Raw genomic sequence first — 21,371 nt, 5'->3', positions numbered from 1 at the left:
GCCGGTGGCTCCGCGGCGCCTCTCCTCGCGCCGGGTGTTGCCATCCGCTCAACAGCTTACGCGCAGATCAGGCGCGGCAAATCACGCTCGCCGATGAAATTGGGTGCGTGTCGCATAACTTGAAATCATGAGGAGCGCGCAGGCTGCGCATGCGCCGGTTCACGCCGACGCCGCGCGGGCCCATGCGGCGCCGCGCGGTTGGCATCTTCCGGTAAGGCAGTCCTGCTCAGGCAGCGGCGAGCTGGAGGCGGGCCGGCCCCGCCCGCGTGCCGGAGCGCGCCGTCACGGCGCGTCCATCGCCCAGGTCGAACACGCCGACCAGTTCCGACAAGCGGTCGGTCTGGCTTTCGAGGGCGGCTGCTGCAGCGGCAGCTTCTTCCACGAGCGCTGCGTTTTGCTGGGTGGCGCCGTCGATTTCGACGATTGCCATGTTGATCTGGGCAATGCCGGCATCCTGCTCGACGCCGGCGGCGCTGATCTCGTTCACGATGTCGGTCACGCGGCGCACGCTGGCCACCACCTCATCCATCGTCGCGCCTGCTTGCTGCACGAGGCGCCCGCCCTCTTCCACGGTAATGGCCGAGGACGCGACGAGCTGGCGGATTTCCTTGGCCGCGATGTCTGAACGCTGGGCCAGCGCCCGCACTTCGGAGGCGACGACGGCAAAGCCACGGCCCTGCTCGCCCGCACGCGCGGCCTCGACGGCGGCATTGAGCGCCAGAATATTGGTCTGGAAAGCGATGCCTTCGATCGTGCCGATGATGTCCCCGATGCGGCGCGACGAAGCGTCGATCGCGCCCATGGTACCGACCACCTGCGCCACCACCTCGCCGCCGCGTCCGGCGACTTCGCTGGCCGCCATCGCCAGCGTGCTTGCCTGGCGCGCGTTCTCGGCGTTCTGGCGCACGGTCGCTGTCAGCTCTTCCATCGACGAGGCGGTTTCTTCCAGCGAGCCTGCCTGTAACTCGGTACGCTGCGACAGGTCGCTGTTGCCGGCGGCGATCTGGCCGGAAGCGGTGGCGATCGACTCGCTGCCATCCCGCACTTCGCCGACGATCCGGTGGAGGCTGGCGCGCATCCGGGCCAGCGAGCTCGTCAGGCGTCCGGTCTCGGTGCGGTCGGCTTCGTCGGCAACGATGTCAACGCCCAGTTTGCCCGCGGCGATGGTGTCGGCCGCGCGCACGGCGGCGTCGAGCGGACGGATGATCGAGCGCGCCATGAACAGGCCGCCAATCAGCGTGACGAGCATCGCCAGCAGGGCCACGCCGGCGATGCGTCCGCTGGACTGGACGACGACGGCATCACCGCGCTCGCGCGCGGCAAGCGAGTCCTGTTCGATCAGTTCGCTCAATTCGCCCATGCTCTTTTCGAGCGCGCGGAAGCGATTCATGAACTCGGGCATGGCGGCCTGAGCCGCTGCCTGATCCTTGGCCGCCAGCGCCACGACCGCGTTGGCGCGCTCGAGGTAGGCTTCGGCATCCGGGCGTACCCTGGCCATCGCCGTCTTCAGCGGGCCCTCGTTGCCATGCGCTTGCATTTCATCGAGCAGGTGGCGGAACCGTTCCGTGTGGCTGGCGGCGTCTTTCGCAACATCCTCGTGCTGGCCGGGCCCCGCCAGCAGCGCGGCGAGCACATCGGCGCGCAGCGCGTCGTGCATCTGGTCGGCCTGCAGTTGATCCTTGATGGCTTCGCCATTGGTCGCGATCGCGTCCATCGACGTGTCGAGCGCATGAACGGCCTGGTAACCGATCAGGCCGACGATGCCGACGAACAGCAAGGTGGCAAGGTTGGACAGGCGCAGGCGGGTCTTGATGGTGAGTTTCATGGTGTCGTCGCGAGGCGCAGTCAGTATTTGAAGGACAGGCCGATCGTCCAGGCCAGGTCGGGCGTGCGGCGGTTCAGGCCGCGCGCCAGCATGGTGTCGAGCTGTACGCTGTCCGACAGCAGCCAGGCCACGCCCACGTCGAGGGTGGCTTCGGTACCGCCGTCGCGAACGCGCGCGATCTTCGGCAGGGCGAGCTCGGCGAAGCCGCGCAGGTTCTCGCCCAGCTCCTTGCCCACCACCAGGCCGAGGATGCCGTAGCGATAACGGCGCCCATCCTCGTTACGCTCGACACCGACGCCGGGCATCACGCCGAGCGAATAACCGCCATCGAATTCCCATTCGCCGACTACGCGCAGCGAGGGACGCACCCCCTGCCCGCGCACCGCTTGCGAGCCGCTCGCCAGATCCGCATGCAGCAGCACGCCGACCGAGGGCGCGACGCCGCCGCCATCGGCCGCATGCCATTTGAGACCGACGGCGGTGTCGTTCCACGCCGCCTGCGTGCTGCGCTGCCCGCTCGCGTCGCGCGCATGGGCGATCCCGCGGCCATCAGTCTCGACGCGCAGTTCGAAGGCGTCGCCAGCGCCGATGCGCAGCAGGGTCGGCATCGACAGCACGCGGCTGCGCGCACCGCCGCTGCCACTGCCGTCGCGTTCGAGCAGCGCGCTGGTCTCGACCTGGATGCGGCTGCGCCCGACGACATTGCTCGATTCGACGAAATCGGGACGGTCGGTGGCGATTGCCTCGTCCCCGGCGGCGAAAGCAGCGGACGCCGCGAAACTCAGGGCAGCGAGCAGACCCGCCTGCTGTGCGGTGAAACGGAACATCTGATCTCCTTGATGTGGGATGCCGTTACTGACATGCCAACTGAATAACCGATTTTACTGAATTTCCTTTGAGCATCTTCTGTCGAATACCCCTGCTCGGTCAACGCCTTTCTTCTTGCAGCTGACAAATCGACCAATAAATGTTGCGAATGTTAATCAGATAACCGGAGAGACGAAAAAAAATGCCGTCCAGTCAAAGACTGAACGGCATTTCTGTTGCCGGCGCTGCGGGCGCCGTTGCGTGCTTATTTGTCGTGCAGGAAGGTCTTGAGCTTGTCCGAGCGCGAAGGCTGGCGCAGCTTGCTCATGGCCTTGGCTTCGATCTGGCGGATACGCTCGCGCGTCACGTCGAACTGCTTGCCCACTTCTTCCAGCGTGTGGTCGTTCGACATTTCGACGCCGTAGCGCATGCGCAGCACTTTTGCTTCGCGCGGGGTCAGCGAGTCCAGCACTTCCTTGATCACGTTGCGCATCGAGGCGTGCAGCGCGGCGTCCAGCGGGGCCAGCGTGGTGTTGTCCTCGATGAAGTCGCCCAGCTGCGAATCGCCGTCCTCGCCCATCGGGGTTTCCATCGAAATCGGCTCTTTTGCGATCTTCATGATCTCGCGAACCTTGTTCTCCGGCATTTCCATCTTGGCGGCCAGGGTCGGCAGATCCGGCTCGCTGCCGGTTTCCTGCATGATCTGGCGCGAGATGCGGTTCATCTTGTTGATCGTCTCGATCATGTGCACCGGCACGCGGATGGTGCGGGCCATGTCCGCGATCGAACGCGTGATCGCCTGGCGGATCCACCAGGTGGCGTAGGTCGAGAATTTGTAACCGCGGCGGTATTCGAACTTGTCGACCGCTTTCAGCAGGCCGATATTGCCTTCCTGGATCAGATCCAGGAATTGCAGGCCACGGTTGATATATTTTTTAGCAATAGAGATCACCAAACGCAAATTCGCGACCGTCATCTCGCGCTTCGCGGTGCGGGCGCGCTTCTCGCCGGCCGCCATCTGCTTGTTGATCTTGCGCAGGTCGGCCAGCGGCAGCGCCACGCGCGCCTGCAGGTCGATCATGCGCTGCTGCAGTTCCTTGATCGCCGGCAGGTTACGGCCCAGCACGGCGCTGTACGGATAGGCGCAGTCGACTTCGCGGTCGCCCCAGGCCAGGTCGGTCTCGTTGCCCGGGAAGACCTTGATGAAGTGGGCGCGCGGCATGCCGCAGCGGTTCACGCAGATGTCGAGCACGGCGCGCTCGATGGCGCGCACTTCGTCCATTTGATGGCGCAGGGTGTCGCACAGCTTCTCAACCACTTTCGCGGTGAAGCGGATGCCCAGCAGCTCGTTCGAGATGATTTCCTGCGCCTTCTCATACGCCGCCGAACCGTAGCCGGTGGTCTTGAAGGCGTGGCCCATGCGGTCGAACTGTTCTTCGATGAGGGCGAACTTTTCCAGCGCGCCCTTGCGCAGCTGCGCCAGCTGCTCGGTCGAGTAGCCGGCCGCGCCGCCGGCGGCGTCGCCGTCTTCTTCCTCTTCGACTTCCTCTTCTTCCTCTTCCTCGTCGTCCGAGGCGGCGCTCTTGCTTGGGGCCGCGACAGGCGCCGGCGCGTTGTCGTTATGGTCGACGAAACCGTCGACGACTTCGTCGATCTTCATTTCGTCGGCCGCGATCTTGTGCGACAGCGCGATGATTTCCGAAATCGTGGTCGGGCAGGCGGAAATCGCCTGCACCATGTCCTTCAGGCCTTCTTCGATGCGCTTGGCGATCTCGATCTCGCCTTCGCGCGTCAGCAGCGACACGGCGCCCATCTCGCGCATGTACATGCGCACCGGGTCGGTCGTGCGGCCGAAGTCGGAGTCGACGGTCGACAGCGCGGTCGCGGCGGCCGCTTCCACTTCGTCTTCGCTGGTCGGGGTGACGGCGTTGTCCGACAGCAGCATCATTTCGGCTTCAGGGGCGCGCTCGTAGACGGCGATGCCCATGTCGTTGAAGGTCGCGATGATGCCTTCGATCGCTTCCGGATCAATGATGTTTTCCGGCAGGTGGTCGTTGATCTCCGCATGGGTCAGGTAGCCGCGCTCCTTGCCCATGTTGATCAGGTTGCGCAGCTGGGTGCGGCGCTTTTCCAGTTCCGCTTCCGAGAAGCCCTGTTCGGTGCCCAGCGACGGCATGCCCTTGGCCTTGCGCTCGCGCGCCTTGGAGACGGCCTTCAGTTCGGCGCGCTCGACGGCGTTCAGCGCCGCCACTTCGTCGTTCTCGGGCGTGAATTCGCTCGGCTTGCGGCCGCGGCGGCCCGGCACTTTCACTTGCGGCAGCAGGTAGCCGGTGGTGTCGATCGCGGCCAGCGCGGCCGCGTCGGTGGTCTTGCTGACGGCGCTGCCGGCGGTCTGGATCACGGTCGAAGGGTTGACGACAGGCTCGACGCGGCGGGCGACGCGGGTCTTGGCAGCCTTCGGTGCATCCTGCGGTTCTTCGGCATCGGCGGCGGCGGCTGGCACAGCGGCGGCGGCGACCGGCACGGCGGTTTCGGCGTTGTCGGCCGACTTCAGGGCGGCAAGCTTCGAACCGCGCTTGCGCACGATGACGGGCGCGGGCGCAGGGGCGCTCGGCGCGGCTTGCACATAGTCGGGTTCAGCTTCAGCTTCGGCGGCCACCGGTGCGGCGGCGGCTTCGACCGGCTCGGCCGCGGCGACGTCGGCGACAGCGGCTTGCACCGGTTCGGCGGCGACGGTCTCAGGCGCTTGCGGCGCTTCGGCAGGGGCCAGTGCGGCGCCGGCTGCGAGGATCTCGTCGGCCTGGGCCTTCAGGGTCGCCAGGCGCGAGCGGGTCTTGACCACCGTCACCTTGGCCGCCGCTTCCGTTTCGAGGAAGTAGGAGGTCGCGGTTTTAGGCACCGCCAGCTGCGCCGCGGCATTCTTGGCCGGCGCTTTCTTCGCTGTCAGTGTCAGGGTCTTGGCGGTGTTCTTCATAAAGCAACTCTCCTGTCGAGGCGGGTGCGCGCCTGCGAGGTCAATGGTCACCATGGCCTGGTTCGGCCCTGGTTAAAGGATCGGGAAGGGCCCTAGCTAAGGGCGGACAAGCCGCAAATCAAGCGCCTCGCCTGCAGCCGCATGCGGCCAGGCCGGATGCGCGGTGAACAGGAATACGAGAGGCAGTGGTTGGAATCGCGGTGTGCATGTCAAAACGAAAAAAAGCCCGTCGGCTGGTAACGGGCTTGCATCTATCTCGGTCGGATTGAAGAGACGGGACAGGCAACATTATGCCTTAAGGCAAGAATTGGTGATAATTGATATATCGGATAAGCGATATAAGCAAACCACATATTGTTGTTTTTCAGTCCACGAACAAGCCTCAAGTCCGTCTGCGCCGACGCAAGCCGTGCGCAAGGCAAGAGGCGGATCATACACGATTTCGCGATATCGAGCGCCCGCGTGCACGCCGCGGCACGCTTCCTGTTCGGCATCACATTCAGTCATCCTCTTCTGCCCAGCAGAAGTCACACGATTGGCAGCGCACTAGTGCGGGCCAGCATGCTATCCTTCGGATTCCTGTTATTACCATGAAGTCAATGAATACCATCAGTTCCGCCGCCGAGTCCGTCGACGCCACCACCCCTTCCCCAGCCAAGACCCCGAACACGGAGGCACCCAGCCAGCAGACCGCGCAGGAAAGCAGCGCATCGGAGACCTCGGCCACCGACAGCAATGCCGCCGCACAAAGCGACGCAGCCGTGTCGGCTGCGCCAGCCGCCCCGGGCGCCGCCGCTCCGTCGGCCCGCGCCCTGCTCAAGCAGCTGCAGCAGCAATTCCCGGCCTTCCGCGATTGCCTGCCTCTGGCGATCGGCATCGACAAGCAGCTGCTCGCGCGCGTCCCGAACCTGGATCGCAAGACCATGCGCGCCGCGCTCGGCATCCACACCGGCTCGATGCGCTACCTGCGCTCGATGGAAAAAGCCACCGTGCGCTACGACCTCGACGGCGTGGCCGGCGCGGAAGTGACCGACACCCACCGCCTGCACGCCAAGGAACAGCTGCAGCAGCGTTTCAAGAAGGAAGCCGATCGCAAGAAGGCCGAGAAAGCCGCCGCCGCCGAAGCCGAAGCGGCGCGCCTGCGCCAGGAAAAGCTGCAGCAGCTCGCCTCGAAGTTCTCGCGCGGCTGAATGTGAGCGGCTCTGAAGTGCACGGCCATCACGTGCGCGGCCCCATCGGCGACAAGCCCGACGAAGAAGAACTGCCGCCCTATGCCGGCATCGAACTGGGCGACGTCGTCCTCGTGAAGTCCGACGCCGAGGCGGCCGCCGCCCTGGCCGCCCTCACGTGCGCCGACGTCGTCGGTTTCGACACCGAATCGAAGCCGACCTTCGCCAAGGGCGAGGCATCGACCGGCCCGCACCTGGTGCAGCTGGCCACCGACAGCACCGCCTACCTGTTCCAGATCGGCGCGCGGCCCGATCCGGGCAGCGTGGACGTGCTGCGCGCTGTGCTGGAAGCGCCCGCCATCCTGAAGGTGGGCTTCGGCCTGGGCGACGACCTGCGCCGCCTGCGCAGCAAGCTCGGCATCGAGACGCAGAACGTGGTCGACCTGTCGACCACCCTGCGCCGCCGCGGCGAACGCAATACGCTGGGCGCGAAGACCGCCGTCGCACGCTTCTTCGGCCAGCGTCTGCAAAAGTCGAAACGCATCACCACCACCAACTGGGCGCTGCCGCGCCTGTCGGAACAGCAGATCCGGTATGCGGCGGACGATGCGCATGTGGCCTTGAAGCTGTACCGCCACTGGCGCGCGAATCCACCGGCGTAATAGAGCAACTAATAGCGCGGTCAATGGAGCCCTCAGGGCAAGGCGCAGCGTCGAAAACGCTGCCATGAGGGCTCCATTGGCCGCGCTGGGTTATCATTCTGGCATTGATGACCTGGACGCCGTATGCCGCTCTCTGCCTCGCTACGTTTTTCAGCACTACTCCTGGGCGCCCTGCCCGCCTTCGCCGGCGCGCAAAGAGCCGCGGTCGTGCCCGACACGCTCGAGCAGCGCATCGCCGCCTGCATCGCCTGCCATGCGCCCAAGGATAGCGGGGGCACCAGCATCAACGGCGTCTACTTCCCGCGCATCGCCGGCAAGCCGGGCGGCTACCTGTACAACCAGCTCGTGAACTTTCGCGACGGGCGCCGCCAGTATCCGATGATGACCTGGATGGTGACCCACCTGCCCGATCCCTACCTGCGCGAAATCGCCGACTATTTCTCCAACCAGCATCCAGCCGTGCCGGCGCCTGCCGCGCCCACCGCCTCCGCCGCCGTGCTCGCGCGCGGCGAGCAGCTGGTGCGACGCGGCGACGCGGCCCTGAAGGTTCCGGCCTGTATCGCCTGCCACGGCGAGGGGCTGGCCGGCGTGGCGCCCGGCATTCCGGGCCTGCTGAACCTGCCGCGCGACTACGTCAACGCCCAGTTCGGCGCCTGGCGCAACAAGGTGCGCCGCGCCCACGCGCCCGACTGCATGGCGACCATCGCCGAGCGCCTGGGGCCGGGCGACGTGGCCTCGCTCTCGGCCTGGCTGGCCGCGCAGCCGACGCCGCCGGGCGCGCGGCCAGCCGCGCGCCTGGGCGCACCGCTGCCGATGCCCTGCGGGAGCGCGCCATGAAGCGGCGTTTGCTCTTCGCTCTGGCCGTGCTGCTGGCCGGCGCGGCTGCCGCCATCGCGCTGGCCTGGCCGCGCGAGGAATACATCGCCTCGCGCTCCCCGGCCGACCATGCGGCCACCGAGGCCAACCTCGCGCGCGGCGCCTACCTGGCCCGCGCCGGCGATTGCATGGCCTGCCACACCGCGCGCGGCGGCGTGCCGTATGCCGGCGGCCGCGCGCTCGACACGCCCTTCGGCCGCCTGGTCGCGCCCAACATCACGCCCGAACCGACGACCGGCATCGGCAACTGGAGCGCCGACGATTTCTGGCGCGCCCTCCACAACGGCAAGTCGAAGGACGGCCGCCTGCTGTATCCGGCCTTCCCTTACACGAACTATACGAAGGTGACGCGCCCGGATGCGGACGCGCTGTTCGCCTACTTGCGCAGCCTGCCCCCGGTGCGCCAGCAGAACGCGCCGCACGCGCTGCGCTTCCCCTACAACCAGCAGCTCACGCTGGCCGGCTGGCGCCTGTTCTACTTCAAACCCGGCGTGCAGCAGCTCGACGCGTCGCGCGACGCCCGCTGGAACCGCGGCGCCTACCTGGTCGAAGGACTCGGCCACTGCGCCGCCTGCCACAGCACGCGCAACCGTTTCGGCGCCGCCGACAGCACGCTTGGCGGCGGCCTGATTCCGACGCTCGGCTGGTACGCGCCCTCGCTCACTTCAAGCGGCGAAGCGGGACTCGGCAAATGGAGCGAAGCGCACATCGTGCAGCTGCTCGGCAGCGGCGTGGCGCCGGGCGCCAGCGTGACCGGGCCGATGGCCGAAGTGGTGCTGCAAAGCTTGCAGTACCTGACGCCCGACGACCTGGGCGCGATGGCCGCGTATCTGAAATCCCTGCCGGCGGCGTCCGCGTCGCCGCCCCCGGCCGCACCGCCACCGCCGGCGCAGACCATGCGCGAGGGAGAGAAACTGTACGGCCGGCACTGCGCCGCCTGCCATGGCGAAAAAGGCGAAGGCAAGGGGCCGTATCCGGCACTGGGCGGCAACCGCGCCCTCACCCTGGCCGAGCCCGTCAACGCGATCCGTGTCGTGCTCAACGGCGGCTTCGCGCCCGGCACCCAGGGCAACCCGCGCCCCTACGGCATGCCTCCTTTCGGCCACGTGTTGGGCGACGCCGAGACGGCCACCCTGGTGACCTACCTGCGCGCCAGCTGGGGCAATGCGGCGGGGCCGGTGTCGGCGCCGGAAGTCAACCGCTACCGCAGCGTGCCGCTGGACTAGACGCCCTGGCGGGCCTCAGCGCTGTTCCTTGTTGATCTGCTGGAGCAGCTTGAAGGCCTCACGCTCGATCGCCGGTTCCGCGGCCGCGAGCTCCTTGCTTGCCAGGACATAGGCGGCGCGCTTGCGCTCTTTCGTCTCTTCCGGCGCGACAGACGGACGCGCGCCCGGCATCATCACCTGCGCGCCGCTGTTGTACTTCCTGTGGATGAGCTTCTTGCCGTAGGGCGTGCCGTAGAAGCGCGTCATCTCGGCCGCGGTGTCGGGGGACACGACGCCTGCCAGCGGCGGCGCCAGGCGCCGCGCCACTTCCGCGGGCGAAGTCTTGTCGAGCTTGGCGAACACGGCCTTGCGCTGCGCCTCGCTCGGATAGCGGCTGCGCGCGGCGACGCCGCGCAGGACGTTTTCGACCTGCATGGCCCCCAGCAGATCCTGCACGGCCTTCACGTGGGCGGGGCTGGCGGCGCCGGCCTGCGGCGCGGGCGCGGCGGTGGCGGCGAATGCGGAGGCGCTTGCGGCAAGCGACAGGCCGAGTACGGCGTGGACGAACGACTTCATGTGATTCCTTTTCAACGGGATGGAGTAGACGACGTCAGCTAGCGCGCAGCAGCGCGCAGATGCCGCGCCTCTTCTCGTCCGCTCAGCGGCTGGACGTCGTCGGGGATGTGGTTGGTGCGCAGGATCTGTCCCGCGCGTGCGTAGACGAGGTAGACCTCGCCCACGCCGTTCTCTTTCGGCAGGCTGTTGCGGAATGCGCGCGGGCCGCAGCCGACATACACGAGGTTGTCGAGCGTGAGCGCGAGCGGCTGGCCTTTGGCGTACCGGCCTTTGATGTCGTCGACGAAGTCGAAGTCGGACTGGTAGGTTTTCTTGACCAGGTGCTGGTTCGGGCCCTGCTTGACCGTTTCCCGCTCGAGCGTCAGCTGCGTCAGTTTGCCGATGAAAACCAGGTCGGCTTCCTCGTGCAGCGCGAGGGCTTCCGCCTTGCTGGTGTCGATGCGGGCTTGCTGCCTGCGCGCTCCCTCTTCCGGCGTCACGATCGCGCAGGCCATGCCGGGGGCCGCATGGAAGGCGCACAGCAGGAACAGGCCGGCGCACGACCGTGTCAATCCACTCTTCATCATCGATCCACCTGGCATGAACGAAATTTGCATGATGCCAGATAGCTTGGCAGGAAAATGCGCGGATTGTCACGGCGGCATAATCAACGCCGCCGCACGCAGCCCCGCTGCATCAGGTATGCGGCCGGTGGTTGGTGAAATGCGTGTCCGTCTTGCCGCAGGCGACGGCGCGCAGCGGCGCGGCGGCACTGTCCGCAGCGCCCTCGACCGCATACACCACGACCGTCGGAAAGCGCATCGAGCCCATGATCGTCGGCACCGGCAAGTAGCCGGGCCTGAGCTTGAATTCCCCTTCGGCCTTGCCGAGAAAGCCGCCGGCCAGGCTGACCGGCTGCTTATCGAACGACCAGATGTCGCTGCGGCCCGAGGGCCCTTCGTACTTGCCATCGATCCTGGGCGCCTGCGCCAGCGCTTCCGGCTCGCATCCCGCGGACTCGAAGAAACGGATCTGGTAGACGGCATCGCTCTTTGGGCTCTTCAGCGACACCTTCATGTTGTACACCGGGTCGCTGTCCTGGTACCCGATCACGGCAGTGCCCTGCACCTGGCTCTCGCCGATGGGCAGCAGGGTCGCCCGGGTCGTGTTCTGGTAGCCGCGCTGGTAGCCGCAGCCGCCCAGCAGTGCAAACAGTGCAAGCACGGCGAGGCAACTTGCGGAGGTCAGTGTCGTACGTGATCGCATGGCGTTACCTCTCTTGTCTCAATCCGAACCCGTCTTCAGACCAGGTCGGCGAACCCGACGCGGTCGGTGGTCGCGGCGCGTGCATCCTCGACGCCGATCTTGTGGCTCGAGAGCAGGCGTTCGAGCGAGGCGTTCATCGTATGGCAGCCCGGATCGCGCCCGCTGTTCATGTATTCGCGCAGGGCGCCGAGGTCGCCTTCTTCGATCAGGCGCGCCACGGCCGGGCTCGGGGTCAGGCATTCGGTGGCCAGGTGGTAGCGGTTGCCCTCGATCGAGGGCAGCAGCGCCTGGCACAGCACGCCGCGCAGGGCGTGGGCCAGGGCCTGGGCTTGGGCGTCGGAGTTGCCGAGCAGGCGCAGCATCTTCTGCAGGCCCATCTCGGTCGAGCGCGCATGCAGGGTCGCGAGCACCAGCGGGCCAGATTCGGCCAGGGCCAGCGCCTCCTGCGCCGTCTGGGCGTCGCGGATCTCGCCGATGACGATCACGTCCGGCCGCTCGCGCAGCGCGTCGAGGGCGCCGAGGTAGTAGCTTTCGACGTCGCCGTCGATGCCCACTTCGCGCTGGGTGATGATGCATTTGCGCTGCGGGATCAGGGTTTCGACCGGGTCTTCGATGGTGATGATGTGGCCCGAGCGGCGCTTGTTGATCTCGTCGAGCATCGAGGCGATCGTGGTCGACTTGCCCTGGCAGGTGTCGCCGATGATGAGCACCAGGCCACTGGTCGCGCGCGCGAATTCCTGGGCATCTTGGTCGAGCCCCAGTTCGGCCAGCGGCATCGGCTCCTTCGGGAAGCGGCGGATCACGCAGCCCAGGCGCTTCTTGCCCTGGAAGGTGAAGCAGTTGGCGCGGATGCGCGCCGTGTGCAGGTCGATCGAGCGGTCGAAGGCGCGGTCGGCGATGCGCTCGGCCCAGTTCGGCTCGATGACTTCGAAGAATTCTTCCAGTTCCTCGCGCGTGATTGGCGAGTCGGTGACCGCCACCAGGCCCTTCGGCTGGCGCAGCATCAGCGGGCTGTTCTGGTGGATGATGATGTCGGAAAACACCAGGCGCGAGTTCAGCAGGTGCAGGATCTGCTCGACCAGGGTGCCGAAGACCGGGTGGTCTTCGTTTTCGACATACGACAGCGTGGGGATTTGCGAGGACTGGTGGAATTCCATCGGGCGGTATTCTTTGATAATCGAAGTGTCGTTCAGACAATGTCGATCATTATAGAACCATGCCCGCTAGAAATTGCAGCTACTGTATAGAAATTATTTAGCGTCCCAATGCCGCAACAATCCGGTCGCCGAACAGGGTCAGCGCCACGCCGGCGATCACCACCAGGGCGCCGGCCATGCGGATCGGCGACACGTTGCGCACGGCCATCTGCACCAAGCCGAAATGGTCGATCGCCATCGACATGATGAGCTGCCCGGCAATGACCAGCACCACCAGGTTCAGCAGGCCGATGCGCGGCGCCAGGAACACGGTGCCGAACACGAAGGCAGCGCCGAGCATGCCGCCGGTCAGCTTCCACAGCGGCTGGCTGGAGAGCAGCGCCAGCGATTCGCCCACGCCGCCGCGGGCGAAGGCGGCGATGCCGAGCACCACCGTGCCGACCGAAAACGAGATCAGGGCCGCGACCACCGAGTTCGCGTGCAGGGCATGGGCGAGCTGGCTGTTGACGGCCGCCTGCACCGAAATGAAGATGCCGACACAAAAGGCCAGCGCGAATAAGACCGCGTTCATGCTTACTTCCTTACCGGTGAAGCCGGAAACAAAAAGGGCAAGATTGTAGTGGAAGTGGAGCGCGGCTGCATGGCGCGCACCTCCCGCGGGCGCGGCCGCCCCCGCTTCCCGGCTATCATGCGGCATGAACAAACGCATCGTCGAGACCAGCAAGTTCCTCAGCTTCGTGCTGCGGCACCAGCCGCAGGCCATCGGCATCGATCTCGACCGCGAAGGCTGGACGGACATCGCCGCGCTGCTCGTAGCCGCGAACGAGGATGGACGCCGCCTCGACCGGGCCCTGATCGACGAAGTGGTGCAGACCAACGACAAGGGCCGCTTCGCCATCTCCGGCGACGGCCTGCGCATCCGCGCGCTGCAGGGCCACTCGAGCGCCGGCGTGCAGCTGACGCACCGCGCCCTGGCGCCGCCCCCCGTCCTGTACCACGGCACCGCGACGCGCTTCGTGGCGGCCATCGAACGCCAGGGCCTGCGTGCCGGGTCGCGCCACCATGTCCACCTGTCGCAGGAGCAGGCCACGGCGGCCAGCGTCGGCGCGCGCTACGGCATGCCGGTCGTGCTGCGCATCGATGCGGCGGCCATGGCGGCGGACGGATTCGTCTTTTACCTGGCCGACAACGGCGTCTGGCTGACGGAGGCCGTCCCGCCGCGCTACCTCTCCCGCAGCACAGGCGCAGGTGTCGGCGCAACTTAGGATCGTCGTGCAAGCGTGCAGTCTGGTTGCGCTTCCGCGCAGCCTGTCGCATTCCGGGTGCGGCACGACAGACGCGCCGCTACATTCTCACCATCGACAACCGTGAGGACAAGATCATGAACAAGACGCTCTCCACCATCGCCCGCCGCACCCTGCTCGCCGCCTGCATCGCCGCCAGCCTGGCCGCCACCGTCCAGGTGGCCGCCGCGCCCTGGAACTGGGGCGGCGAACAGGTGCAGGGCAGCGGGCGCATCGTCAAGCAGGTGCGCCAGGTCAGCAATTTCAACGGCCTGTCGCTGGGACTGCCGGGCCAGGTCGAACTGCGCATCGGGAACAGCGAAGGCCTCACCATCGAAGCCGACGACAACCTGCTGCCGCTGGTCGAAACCGTGGTCGAAGGCGGCATCCTGAAGATCCGTCCGGCCAAGCGCAACCTGAACCTGCAGGCCTCGTCGAAATCGATCCGGATCGTGGTGACCGCGCGTTCGATCGAGCGCCTGGCCCTGGGCGGCTCGGGCAGCATCGACGCCGATGCCCTGCGCGCGCGCAAGCTCGACATCGACCTGGGCGGTTCGGGCTCGATCAAGCTGAAGGGCGTGGAAAGCGACACGCTGGCCGTGTCGGTCGGCGGCAGCGGCGACCTGCAGGCCGCGCACGGCAACGTCGGCAAGCTGGCGGTCTCGATCGGCGGCTCCGGCGACGTCGACCTGGGGCGGGTGCAGACGAACAGCGCCAGCGTGACGATCGCCGGCTCGGGCGAGGCGACGGTCTGGCCGCGCAGCGAACTGAGCGCCACGATCGCCGGCTCGGGCGACGTCAATTATTACGGCGACCCGCAGATCAGCAAGTCGACGATAGGCTCGGGCGGTGTGCGGCGCATGGGGGCATCACCGCAATAATCGGGCTATCCGCGTGGACGGAGAATCCGTCCACCCTACGTTCGATGCCGGGGTGGTTCAACCGCCGGCGCCATGCAGTAGGGTGGACGGGTCTCCCGTCAACGCGTTCGGCTTGCGGATACCTTGCAACGCGTGGACGGAGAATCCGTCCACCCTACGGCTCAGTGACCGTGGCCAGCCTTCGGCGCCACATAGGTCAGCGGCTTCACCTGCACCTCCACCGTCACGCTGCTGCTCTTCTTCGCCGCATCCTCGACCACCAGCGTGACCGGCACGGTCTCGCCTTCCTTCAGCTGGCGCTTCAGGTCGAACAGCATCACGTGGTAGCCGCCCGAGGCCAGGTGCACCGGCTTGCCGGCCGGGAGGTCGATGGCGTCGACATGGCGCATGCGCATGGTGTTGTTCTCCATCGCCATCTCGTGCAGCTCGGCGCGGCCGGCAGCCGGGGTGCTGACGCCGACCAGGCGCGCGGCCTGGGCCGACTGCACCCGCATGAAGGCGCCGGAGGCTTTCTGGTTCGGCACGGTGGCGCGCACCCAGGGTTCGGTGATGGTCACCTGGGCCAGGGCCGAGGTGGAGAACAGGCCGGCGGCCAGCAGGGCAAACAGCGTACGGGTCATGGTGGACTCAAATGAAAAGTGAGGGGTTCAGGCCGCGGCCTTGATGATCTCGCGCTCGACCAGCACCGTATCGATGCTGTCGGTCAGCCACAATTGGCCGTCCTGGATCGTGCATTGCAGCTGCATCGAGCGCTTGGCCAGCTTTTCCAGCGCAACGCTGGTCTCGGCCGGGATGTTGATGACGGTGAGATTGCGGGTACGGTCGAGCTTGTTGGCAATGCCCTTCCACCAGATGTGGCTGGTCGCACTGTAGCTGTACACGTAGACGTGTTCGGCGCGGCCGCAGGCTTTCAAAAGGCGCTTCTCGTCCGGCTGGCCGACCTCGATCCAGGTGTCGATCGCGCCGGTCAGGTCCTTCTGCCACAGGTCGGGCTCGTCGGTGTCGAACAGGCCCTTGGTAAAGGCCAGCGATTCGCTTGCGTGCAGGGCGAAGGCGAGCACGCGGATCATCACGCGCTCGTCGGTTTCCGACGGATGGCGGGCGATGGTCAGCCCGTGCTCCGCGTAATAGTTGCGGTCCATATCGGCAATCTGGAGGTCTGCCTTGTAGATCGTTGCTTTGAGAGCCATTGCTGCTTCTTTATTCCGTGACTGTGATTATTTGAAGACCACCGTGCGGTGGCCGTTCTGCAAAATGCGGTGTTCCACGAACCATTTCACGGCGCGCGCCAGCACCACGCACTCGACGTCGCGGCCGATCGCGGTCAGCTCCTCGATCGTCATCGCGTGGTCGACCCGCTCGACGTCCTGCTCGATGATCGGGCCTTCGTCGAGTTCGCCCGTGACGAAGTGGGAGGTGGCGCCGATCAGCTTCACGCCGCGCGTATGGGCCTGCGCATACGGACGCGCGCCCTTGAAGCTCGGCAGGAACGAGTGGTGGATGTTGATCGCCCTGCCCTTCAAGGCTTCGCACAGTCCCGGCGACAGGATCTGCATGTAGCGCGCCAGTACCACCAGGTCGATGCGGTGCATGTCGAGCAGCTCGATGATGCGCGCTTCCTGCGCCAGCTTGGCCTCTTCCGGCGCGCCGGTCGCCAGCGGCAGGTGGTGAAACGGGATATTGTAACTTGCCGCGAGCTGGTAGAACTCCATGTGGTTCGAGACGATCGCCGGAATCTCGACCGGCAGCAGCCCGCTGCGGTAGCGGAACAGCAGGTCGTTCAGGCAGTGGCCGATCTTCGAGACCATGATCAGCACGCGCGGCTTGGCGTGGGCGTCGTGCAGCTGGCCGCGCATGCCGTTGGCTTCGCACAGGGCGGCAAAGGCGCCGCGCAGGTCGGCGTCGAGTACATTCGCGTCTTCGAGCGCGAAGTGCACGCGCATGAAGAAGAGCTGCGATTCCGGATCGCCGAACTGGGCCGAATCGATGATGTTGCAGCCGTGCTCGGCCAGGAAGCCGGCCACACGCAGCACGATGCCGCGCTGGTCATGGCAGGACAGGGTCAGGATGTATTCCGGATGCGTCATGGTAGGCGGTCTGGTCGACGAGGTTGATTGAAGGGGGCTCTGGCATTGTCGCACGGCTTGCCAAAACAGCCATGCAAAAAAGCGAAGCCAAAAAAACGCACGACCGTTTGTTTTTAGGTATAGTTGACGGTTCAACCAACACCACGGAGACACTCCCATGACGCAAGCCACCAACGACCAATTCCTCTTGGCCGCACGCCCCGTCGGCCTGCCCAAGGACAGCGACTGGCAGCGCGCCACCCCGCCCCTGGCCGAGCTTGCCGAGGACGAAGTGCGCGTCAAGATCCTCTACATCTCGCTCGATCCGGCCATGCGCGGCTGGATGAACGACGCCCGTTCCTACGTGCGTCCGGTGGCGATCGGCGAGGTCATGCGCGCGGGCGGCGTCGGTGTCGTCACCGAGTCGAAGTCGCCCAAGTTCGCCGTCGGCGACCACGTGATGGGCGTGACCGGCGTGCAGCGCTACTGGACCGGGCCGGCGGACGACAAGGGCGCCATGCTGGCCAAGGTCGACCCGAACATGGCGCCGCTGCCGGCCTGGCTCAACGCCCTCGGCATGCCCGGCATGACGGCCTATTTCGGCCTGCTGGAAGTGGGCCAGCCGAAGGCCGGCGAGACGGTCGTGGTGTCGGGCGCGGCCGGCGCGGTCGGCATGACGGTCGGCCAGGTCGCCAAGCACCTGGGCTGCCGCGTGGTCGGCATCGCCGGCGGCGCGGACAAGTGCCGCTTCGTGGTCGAGGAACTCGGTTTCGACGCCTGCATCGACTACAAGGCCGGCCCCGTGCATGCCGGCCTCAAGCAGCACTGCCCGCAGGGCGTGGACGTTTACTTCGACAACGTCGGCGGCGAGATCCTGGACGCCGTGCTTACCCGCATCAACATGAAGGCGCGCATCATCATCTGCGGCGCGATCTCGCAGTACAACGCGACCGAAGCGGTCAAGGGCCCGGCCAACTACCTGGCCCTGCTGGTGAACCGCGCGCGCATGGAAGGCATGCTCGTCACCGACTACGCCGCCCGCTATCCGGAAGGCGTGGCCACCATTGCGCGCTGGATGAAGGAAGGCAGCTTCAAGAACCGCGAACACATCGTCGAGGGCTTCGACACCTTCCCGTCCACGCTGAACATGCTGTTCAAGGGCGAGAACCTCGGCAAGCTGGTGCTGAAGGTGGCCGACGCCTGATTTTTTTGGAGTCCGCTTGCGCCAGTCGTTGGCGTGGGCGGTTTCGGTGAACTCCAGCGATCCTGCGGCGTCTACAGAGACATCTTTTCGCCGAGGATCCCATGCCCGCATTTTCTTCATCCCTCCCCGACCTGCGCACCCAGCTGGCGACGCAGGTCGACTTCCTCGACCAGGTCTCGCGCCACACGGTCGACACCCTCAAACAGCTCAGCGAGCTGAACGTACACATGGCGCGCGACCTGCTCGACGACGGCATCCGCCTCGGCCGCGCGCTGGCCGGCTGCAAGGATCCGCTCCAGATGGGCTCGACCGCAATGCGCGAGATCCCCACCGTGGCCGAGCACTGGCGCCATTGGCACAACGCCCTGCTGGGCGTACTCACCGCGAGTGGCGCCGCCCTCGCCCACGACGCCAACGACGGCAGCTGGCAGGCCGCGCGCAGTGCCGGCCGCACCGTCGACGCCGCGCGCGCCGGCGCCGATGACATGGGCGCCGCCCACAACCCCACCTGACCATTCACCGAGGAGGAGCCATGGCATCGACCGGCAAGAACGAGGATGGGCCGGCGGACGCGCTCGCACTGCTGCGCACCGACCACGAACAGGTGCGCCTGCTGTTCGCCCAGTACGAGGGCCTGCGCGGGCTCGAGGACGCGGAGGAGATGATGGCCGAACTGGTCGACGACCTCTGCGACGCGCTCGTCATCCACACGATGATCGAGGAAGAACTGTTTTACCCGGCGCTGCGCGCGGCAACCGGCGACGACGAGCTGTTCGACGACGCCGAGCTCGAACACGCGGGCGCGCGCGAACTGGTCAGCCAGCTCGAAGTCATGTACCCGGGCGACGAGCATTTCGACGCCACCCTCGCCGTGCTGGCCGAGGAGATGGCGCACCACATGGCGCAGGAAGAAGGCGAGGTGTTCGAGCTGGCGCGCGCCTGCGGCCTCGACCTGGCTGCGCTCGGACAGCGCCTGGCGCTGCGCCGCGCCCAGCTCGACGAGGATCTGAGCGCGCCGCCCGCCTTCGATGCGGCCATCGACACGGCGGCGCCGCACGAGGGCCGGCGCACGCCGCCGCGCGCGCCCGATTGAGACGATTGAGACGGAGGCAGGCACGAGAGCGGAACTAACACAGGAGCGGGGTCTCTAACCGGACGAGCGCGGCAATGTGCGTTCACCACTTCATTTCCACTTCACTGCAGGGCAACCAGGAGAGCGACATGGCGACAAGCAAGGAGAGCGGCAAGAGCGCGGGCAGCTCGGGCGGCAACGCGCAAAAGAGCGGTGGTGGCAGCGGCAACGGTCCGGCCAAGCGCGGTTTCGCCGCGATGGATCAGAACCAGCAGCGCGAGATCGCCAGCAAGGGCGGCCAGGCGGCCCACCAGAAAGGCACGGCGCACGAATTCGACTCCGAGGAAGCGCGCCGCGCGGGGCAGAAAGGCGGGGAGGCGGTCAGCCGCAACCGTGCACACATGGCCGACATCGGCCGCAAGGGCGGCGAGAGCCGGCAATCGGCCAGCCGGGCGGCGAACGCCGCCAACAAAGCCGGCGGCAACCGCCAGGGCGGCAAGGAAGGCTGACCTGGCGGAACCTGAACGTGGCGCGCAGGCGCCACGTTCAGGTAGAACCGACCGCTGCAGCCGCGCCACCCTTGTGGTACATTCCCGCCCCATGTCCGAACTCCGCTACCTCACTGCCTATTCCGACGGGTTGCGCCAGCAAGCCGGCAGCCTGCTGCAGGAAGGCCGCCTCGGCACCCTGCTGCGATCGCGCTATCCCGATGCGCACGGCCTGCGCACCGACCGCGCCCTGTACGACTACGTGCAGGAGCTGAAGGCTGACTACCTGCGCAACGCCGAGCCGGTCGCCAAGGTCGCCTACGACAGCAAGATCCACGTGGTGCAGCACGCCCTCGGCCTGCACACGGCCATTTCGCGCGTCCAGGGCAGCAAGCTCAAGGCCAAGCACGAGATCCGCATCGCCAGCGTCTTCCGCGACGCGCCGCTGGAATTCCTGCGCATGATCGCCGTGCACGAACTGGCCCACCTGAAGGAAAAGCAGCACGACAAGGCCTTCTATAAACTGTGCTGCTGGATGGAGCCGCAGTACCACCAGTTCGAGCTCGATCTGCGCCTCTACCTCACGCACATGGAGAAGACGGGCGAGCGGCTCTGGTCGGACGCCTGAGCCGCCGGGAAGCTCCGCTCAAGCCTTGCGGCGGCGTCCCGCCACTGCGAGGCCCGCCAGGCCGAGGCCGAACAAGGCGATCGACACCGGTTCCGGAACGGCGGCGATATTGTCCTTGTAGAGCAGGTAATTGATAGCCACTGCTCATAATCGCGGACGCCGCCGGCAGCAGCGAATTCGACCAGTCCACTGCCGCCCATGCTGTTCAGGTAGGCGTAGTAATCCCAGCTGGTTTGATACGACTTGCCCAGCTTGGTGTCTGCCCAACCGGGGATGGTGCCACAGAGCTTGCCGTAAGTAACCGCCCCGTCGCACGCTGTCGAGCTGACGCCCAGGGACGCGGCGATGAACTGATCCGACACCTTGGCGGTGGCAAGCGACCAGCCGGCCCAGGCGCCGTTCGGGGCGATCACGGCCAGGGTCTGCGCGTAGCTCAGGTTGAAAGCATCGAAACGGCTGTAGCCGCGGTTGAGTTTGGTATCGATGGTGATGCCGGTTTGGCTATCGGTGCTCAGGTTGCCGACCGTGATGACAGCGGCGCTGGAAGGGATGGCGCAGAACAGGGTGGCGCCACAGGCTGCGGCAGCGATCAGGTGTTGAAAGGTTGGGATATGAGTCCTAGGAAATGGAAATTTACTAAGAGCAATTTCCGTGCCAGATGTGAAACTCTTTTAGGATTATTTGTCAATTCAATGAGTTGGCGTAAGACGACCCTGCCTCAGCATGCTTTTCCTTTCCTAACTGTAAGTTTTTTCGACAGATGTCTTGGTAGAGTCGGCCTTGCCTGCGCCATCACGAACCCAGAAAGTGCACAGAAATCCATTCTGCTCCAGTTATATTTCGATATTTCTGGAAATGTCGAAAACATTGCGCTAACATGACCACATCATCGAAGCGGAGACGCAATGAACACCACCACAGCATTGACAGCCCTCGCCGCCCTGGCGCAGGAAAGCCGGCTGGCCGTCTTCCGCCTGCTGGTGCAAGCAGGCCCCGAGGGCATGGCGGCCAGCCGCATCGCCGCAGGGCTCGACATCGCGCCCTCCTCGCTTTCCTTCCACCTGAAAGAGCTGACCCATGCCGGCCTGCTGGCGGCCAGGCAGGAGGGACGCTTCGTGATTTATTCCGCCAACGTGGACGCGATGAACGGCCTGATCGGCTACCTGACCGAGAACTGCTGCGGCGGCGCTCCCTGCGGCGTCGATGCAAGCGGCACCTGCGCGCCGTCCGTCCAATGCTCCAACTGACTTTTA

General features: G+C 66.2%; 25 protein-coding genes. 13 read left to right on the top strand and 12 right to left on the bottom strand.

Going from position 1 to position 21,371, the window contains the following annotated elements; translation table 11 throughout:
- Positions 1-226: 226 nt before the first annotated feature.
- From ASF77_RS12730 to rpoD, 3 genes are all read right to left on the bottom strand, one after another.
- The gene (locus tag ASF77_RS12730) at positions 227-1,825 is read right to left on the bottom strand and encodes a methyl-accepting chemotaxis protein (RefSeq protein ID WP_056339664.1); all 1,599 of its coding nucleotides are present in this window, start codon (positions 1,823-1,825) and stop codon (positions 227-229) included.
- Positions 1,826-1,845: 20 nt separating this feature from the next.
- Positions 1,846-2,652 carry a transporter gene (locus ASF77_RS12725; protein WP_056339660.1) on the bottom strand — a complete coding sequence of 269 codons (807 nt, stop codon included), beginning with the start codon at positions 2,650-2,652 and terminating at the stop codon, positions 1,846-1,848.
- A gap of 245 nt (positions 2,653-2,897) precedes the next feature.
- Positions 2,898-5,606, bottom strand: a complete 2,709-nt coding sequence (gene rpoD, locus ASF77_RS12720; protein WP_200934170.1) for an RNA polymerase sigma factor RpoD — start codon at positions 5,604-5,606, stop codon at positions 2,898-2,900.
- Between the two features lie 761 nt (positions 5,607-6,367).
- Between rpoD and ASF77_RS12715 the strand changes: the two genes are divergently transcribed.
- The 4 genes from ASF77_RS12715 (at position 6,368) to ASF77_RS12700 (ending at position 9,539) form a co-directional block, all read left to right on the top strand.
- Positions 6,368-6,796, top strand: a complete 429-nt coding sequence (locus ASF77_RS12715; RefSeq protein WP_056340393.1) for a ProQ/FINO family protein — start codon at positions 6,368-6,370, stop codon at positions 6,794-6,796.
- Positions 6,797-6,798: 2 nt separating this feature from the next.
- Positions 6,799-7,437 (top strand): 3'-5' exonuclease, encoded by a 639-nt coding sequence (locus ASF77_RS12710; protein WP_229445417.1) that lies wholly within the window; start codon positions 6,799-6,801, stop codon positions 7,435-7,437.
- A gap of 123 nt (positions 7,438-7,560) precedes the next feature.
- Positions 7,561-8,274 carry a c-type cytochrome gene (locus tag ASF77_RS12705; protein WP_056339657.1) on the top strand — a complete coding sequence of 238 codons (714 nt, stop codon included), beginning with the start codon at positions 7,561-7,563 and terminating at the stop codon, positions 8,272-8,274.
- Positions 8,271-9,539: a cytochrome c gene (locus ASF77_RS12700; RefSeq protein WP_056339654.1), complete on the top strand. Its 1,269-nt coding sequence runs from the start codon at positions 8,271-8,273 to the stop codon at positions 9,537-9,539. Before ASF77_RS12705 ends, ASF77_RS12700 begins: the two co-directional genes overlap by 4 nt.
- Before the next feature lie 15 nt (positions 9,540-9,554).
- Here ASF77_RS12700 and ASF77_RS12695 read toward each other — a convergent pair whose 3' ends face one another.
- The 5 genes from ASF77_RS12695 to ASF77_RS12675 form a co-directional block, all read right to left on the bottom strand.
- Positions 9,555-10,094, bottom strand: coding sequence for a hypothetical protein (locus ASF77_RS12695; RefSeq protein WP_056339651.1), 540 nt, complete (start codon positions 10,092-10,094; stop codon positions 9,555-9,557).
- A gap of 38 nt (positions 10,095-10,132) precedes the next feature.
- Complete coding sequence (locus ASF77_RS12690) at positions 10,133-10,645, bottom strand: hypothetical protein (RefSeq protein WP_056339649.1); 513 nt, start codon at positions 10,643-10,645, stop codon at positions 10,133-10,135.
- A gap of 124 nt (positions 10,646-10,769) precedes the next feature.
- Complete coding sequence (locus ASF77_RS12685) at positions 10,770-11,297, bottom strand: hypothetical protein (RefSeq protein ID WP_056339646.1); 528 nt, start codon at positions 11,295-11,297, stop codon at positions 10,770-10,772.
- A 77-nt stretch (positions 11,298-11,374) separates the two neighbouring features.
- Positions 11,375-12,496: a type IV pilus twitching motility protein PilT gene (locus ASF77_RS12680; RefSeq protein WP_056339644.1), complete on the bottom strand. Its 1,122-nt coding sequence runs from the start codon at positions 12,494-12,496 to the stop codon at positions 11,375-11,377.
- A 97-nt stretch (positions 12,497-12,593) separates the two neighbouring features.
- Positions 12,594-13,067, bottom strand: coding sequence for a DMT family transporter (locus tag ASF77_RS12675; protein ID WP_056339641.1), 474 nt, complete (start codon positions 13,065-13,067; stop codon positions 12,594-12,596).
- A 124-nt stretch (positions 13,068-13,191) separates the two neighbouring features.
- On the opposite strand from ASF77_RS12675, the gene ASF77_RS12670 reads away from it, so the two are divergent.
- Positions 13,192-13,761, top strand: coding sequence for an RNA 2'-phosphotransferase (locus tag ASF77_RS12670; protein ID WP_056339638.1), 570 nt, complete (start codon positions 13,192-13,194; stop codon positions 13,759-13,761).
- Between the two features lie 116 nt (positions 13,762-13,877).
- Positions 13,878-14,660, top strand: coding sequence for a head GIN domain-containing protein (locus ASF77_RS12665; protein ID WP_056340388.1), 783 nt, complete (start codon positions 13,878-13,880; stop codon positions 14,658-14,660).
- 161 nt (positions 14,661-14,821) lie between these two features.
- Here ASF77_RS12665 and ASF77_RS12660 read toward each other — a convergent pair whose 3' ends face one another.
- From ASF77_RS12660 to purU, 3 genes are read right to left on the bottom strand one after another with little or no spacing between them, the layout of a single operon-like run.
- Entirely contained in the window at positions 14,822-15,280 is a 459-nt protein-coding gene (locus ASF77_RS12660; protein ID WP_056339635.1) for a copper chaperone PCu(A)C, read from the bottom strand.
- Between the two features lie 27 nt (positions 15,281-15,307).
- Entirely contained in the window at positions 15,308-15,850 is a 543-nt protein-coding gene (locus ASF77_RS12655) for a YaeQ family protein (protein WP_056339624.1), read from the bottom strand.
- Positions 15,851-15,877: 27 nt separating this feature from the next.
- Positions 15,878-16,747 (bottom strand): formyltetrahydrofolate deformylase, encoded by an 870-nt coding sequence (gene purU, locus ASF77_RS12650; RefSeq protein ID WP_056339621.1) that lies wholly within the window; start codon positions 16,745-16,747, stop codon positions 15,878-15,880.
- A gap of 157 nt (positions 16,748-16,904) precedes the next feature.
- On the opposite strand from purU, the gene ASF77_RS12645 reads away from it, so the two are divergent.
- From ASF77_RS12645 to ASF77_RS12625, 5 genes are all read left to right on the top strand, one after another.
- The gene (locus ASF77_RS12645; protein WP_056339618.1) at positions 16,905-17,930 is read left to right on the top strand and encodes an NADP-dependent oxidoreductase; all 1,026 of its coding nucleotides are present in this window, start codon (positions 16,905-16,907) and stop codon (positions 17,928-17,930) included.
- 101 nt (positions 17,931-18,031) lie between these two features.
- Positions 18,032-18,442 carry a phasin family protein gene (locus ASF77_RS12640; RefSeq protein WP_056339615.1) on the top strand — a complete coding sequence of 137 codons (411 nt, stop codon included), beginning with the start codon at positions 18,032-18,034 and terminating at the stop codon, positions 18,440-18,442.
- 20 nt (positions 18,443-18,462) lie between these two features.
- Positions 18,463-19,023 (top strand): hemerythrin domain-containing protein, encoded by a 561-nt coding sequence (locus tag ASF77_RS12635; protein ID WP_056339612.1) that lies wholly within the window; start codon positions 18,463-18,465, stop codon positions 19,021-19,023.
- 128 nt (positions 19,024-19,151) lie between these two features.
- On the top strand, positions 19,152-19,511 hold the full coding sequence (locus ASF77_RS12630) for a KGG domain-containing protein (protein WP_082493742.1): 360 nt from the start codon (positions 19,152-19,154) through the stop codon (positions 19,509-19,511).
- 91 nt (positions 19,512-19,602) lie between these two features.
- Positions 19,603-20,118 (top strand): YgjP-like metallopeptidase domain-containing protein, encoded by a 516-nt coding sequence (locus tag ASF77_RS12625; RefSeq protein WP_056339609.1) that lies wholly within the window; start codon positions 19,603-19,605, stop codon positions 20,116-20,118.
- Between the two features lie 18 nt (positions 20,119-20,136).
- On the opposite strand, the gene ASF77_RS23665 is transcribed toward ASF77_RS12625, so the two are convergent.
- Complete coding sequence (locus ASF77_RS23665; RefSeq protein ID WP_082493741.1) at positions 20,137-20,259, bottom strand: PEP-CTERM sorting domain-containing protein; 123 nt, start codon at positions 20,257-20,259, stop codon at positions 20,137-20,139.
- A 92-nt stretch (positions 20,260-20,351) separates the two neighbouring features.
- Between ASF77_RS23665 and ASF77_RS24295 the strand changes: the two genes are divergently transcribed.
- A complete protein-coding gene (locus ASF77_RS24295) occupies positions 20,352-20,999 on the top strand; it encodes a hypothetical protein (RefSeq protein WP_156648872.1) in 648 nt (215 codons plus the stop codon).
- 24 nt (positions 21,000-21,023) lie between these two features.
- Entirely contained in the window at positions 21,024-21,365 is a 342-nt protein-coding gene (locus tag ASF77_RS12620; RefSeq protein WP_056339605.1) for a helix-turn-helix transcriptional regulator, read from the top strand.
- Positions 21,366-21,371 lie beyond the last annotated feature (6 nt).

The organism is Massilia sp. Leaf139 (assembly GCF_001424165.1).
In the GTDB taxonomy this organism is placed as follows: domain Bacteria; phylum Pseudomonadota; class Gammaproteobacteria; order Burkholderiales; family Burkholderiaceae_D; genus Telluria.
The sequence above is the reverse complement of the archived record's forward strand: the minus strand, read 5'-3'. Positions and strand labels throughout refer to the sequence as shown.

Excerpts from the sequence above, each read along its gene's own strand:
- ASF77_RS12730 (WP_056339664.1), bottom strand. The coding sequence starts at position 1,825 with ATGAAACTCACCATCAAGACCCGCCTGCGCCTGTCCAACCTTGCCACC.
- ASF77_RS12725 (WP_056339660.1), bottom strand. The coding sequence starts at position 2,652 with ATGTTCCGTTTCACCGCACAGCAGGCGGGTCTGCTCGCTGCCCTGAGT.
- rpoD (WP_200934170.1), bottom strand. The coding sequence starts at position 5,606 with ATGAAGAACACCGCCAAGACCCTGACACTGACAGCGAAGAAAGCGCCG.
- ASF77_RS12705 (WP_056339657.1), top strand. The coding sequence starts at position 7,561 with ATGCCGCTCTCTGCCTCGCTACGTTTTTCAGCACTACTCCTGGGCGCC.
- ASF77_RS12700 (WP_056339654.1), top strand. The coding sequence starts at position 8,271 with ATGAAGCGGCGTTTGCTCTTCGCTCTGGCCGTGCTGCTGGCCGGCGCG.
- ASF77_RS12695 (WP_056339651.1), bottom strand. The coding sequence starts at position 10,094 with ATGAAGTCGTTCGTCCACGCCGTACTCGGCCTGTCGCTTGCCGCAAGC.
- ASF77_RS12680 (WP_056339644.1), bottom strand. The coding sequence starts at position 12,496 with ATGGAATTCCACCAGTCCTCGCAAATCCCCACGCTGTCGTATGTCGAA.
- ASF77_RS12675 (WP_056339641.1), bottom strand. The coding sequence starts at position 13,067 with ATGAACGCGGTCTTATTCGCGCTGGCCTTTTGTGTCGGCATCTTCATT.
- ASF77_RS12670 (WP_056339638.1), top strand. The coding sequence starts at position 13,192 with ATGAACAAACGCATCGTCGAGACCAGCAAGTTCCTCAGCTTCGTGCTG.
- ASF77_RS12665 (WP_056340388.1), top strand. The coding sequence starts at position 13,878 with ATGAACAAGACGCTCTCCACCATCGCCCGCCGCACCCTGCTCGCCGCC.
- ASF77_RS12660 (WP_056339635.1), bottom strand. The coding sequence starts at position 15,280 with ATGACCCGTACGCTGTTTGCCCTGCTGGCCGCCGGCCTGTTCTCCACC.
- ASF77_RS12655 (WP_056339624.1), bottom strand. The coding sequence starts at position 15,850 with ATGGCTCTCAAAGCAACGATCTACAAGGCAGACCTCCAGATTGCCGAT.
- purU (WP_056339621.1), bottom strand. The coding sequence starts at position 16,747 with ATGACGCATCCGGAATACATCCTGACCCTGTCCTGCCATGACCAGCGC.
- ASF77_RS12645 (WP_056339618.1), top strand. The coding sequence starts at position 16,905 with ATGACGCAAGCCACCAACGACCAATTCCTCTTGGCCGCACGCCCCGTC.
- ASF77_RS12640 (WP_056339615.1), top strand. The coding sequence starts at position 18,032 with ATGCCCGCATTTTCTTCATCCCTCCCCGACCTGCGCACCCAGCTGGCG.
- ASF77_RS12635 (WP_056339612.1), top strand. The coding sequence starts at position 18,463 with ATGGCATCGACCGGCAAGAACGAGGATGGGCCGGCGGACGCGCTCGCA.
- ASF77_RS12630 (WP_082493742.1), top strand. The coding sequence starts at position 19,152 with ATGGCGACAAGCAAGGAGAGCGGCAAGAGCGCGGGCAGCTCGGGCGGC.
- ASF77_RS12625 (WP_056339609.1), top strand. The coding sequence starts at position 19,603 with ATGTCCGAACTCCGCTACCTCACTGCCTATTCCGACGGGTTGCGCCAG.
- ASF77_RS12620 (WP_056339605.1), top strand. The coding sequence starts at position 21,024 with ATGAACACCACCACAGCATTGACAGCCCTCGCCGCCCTGGCGCAGGAA.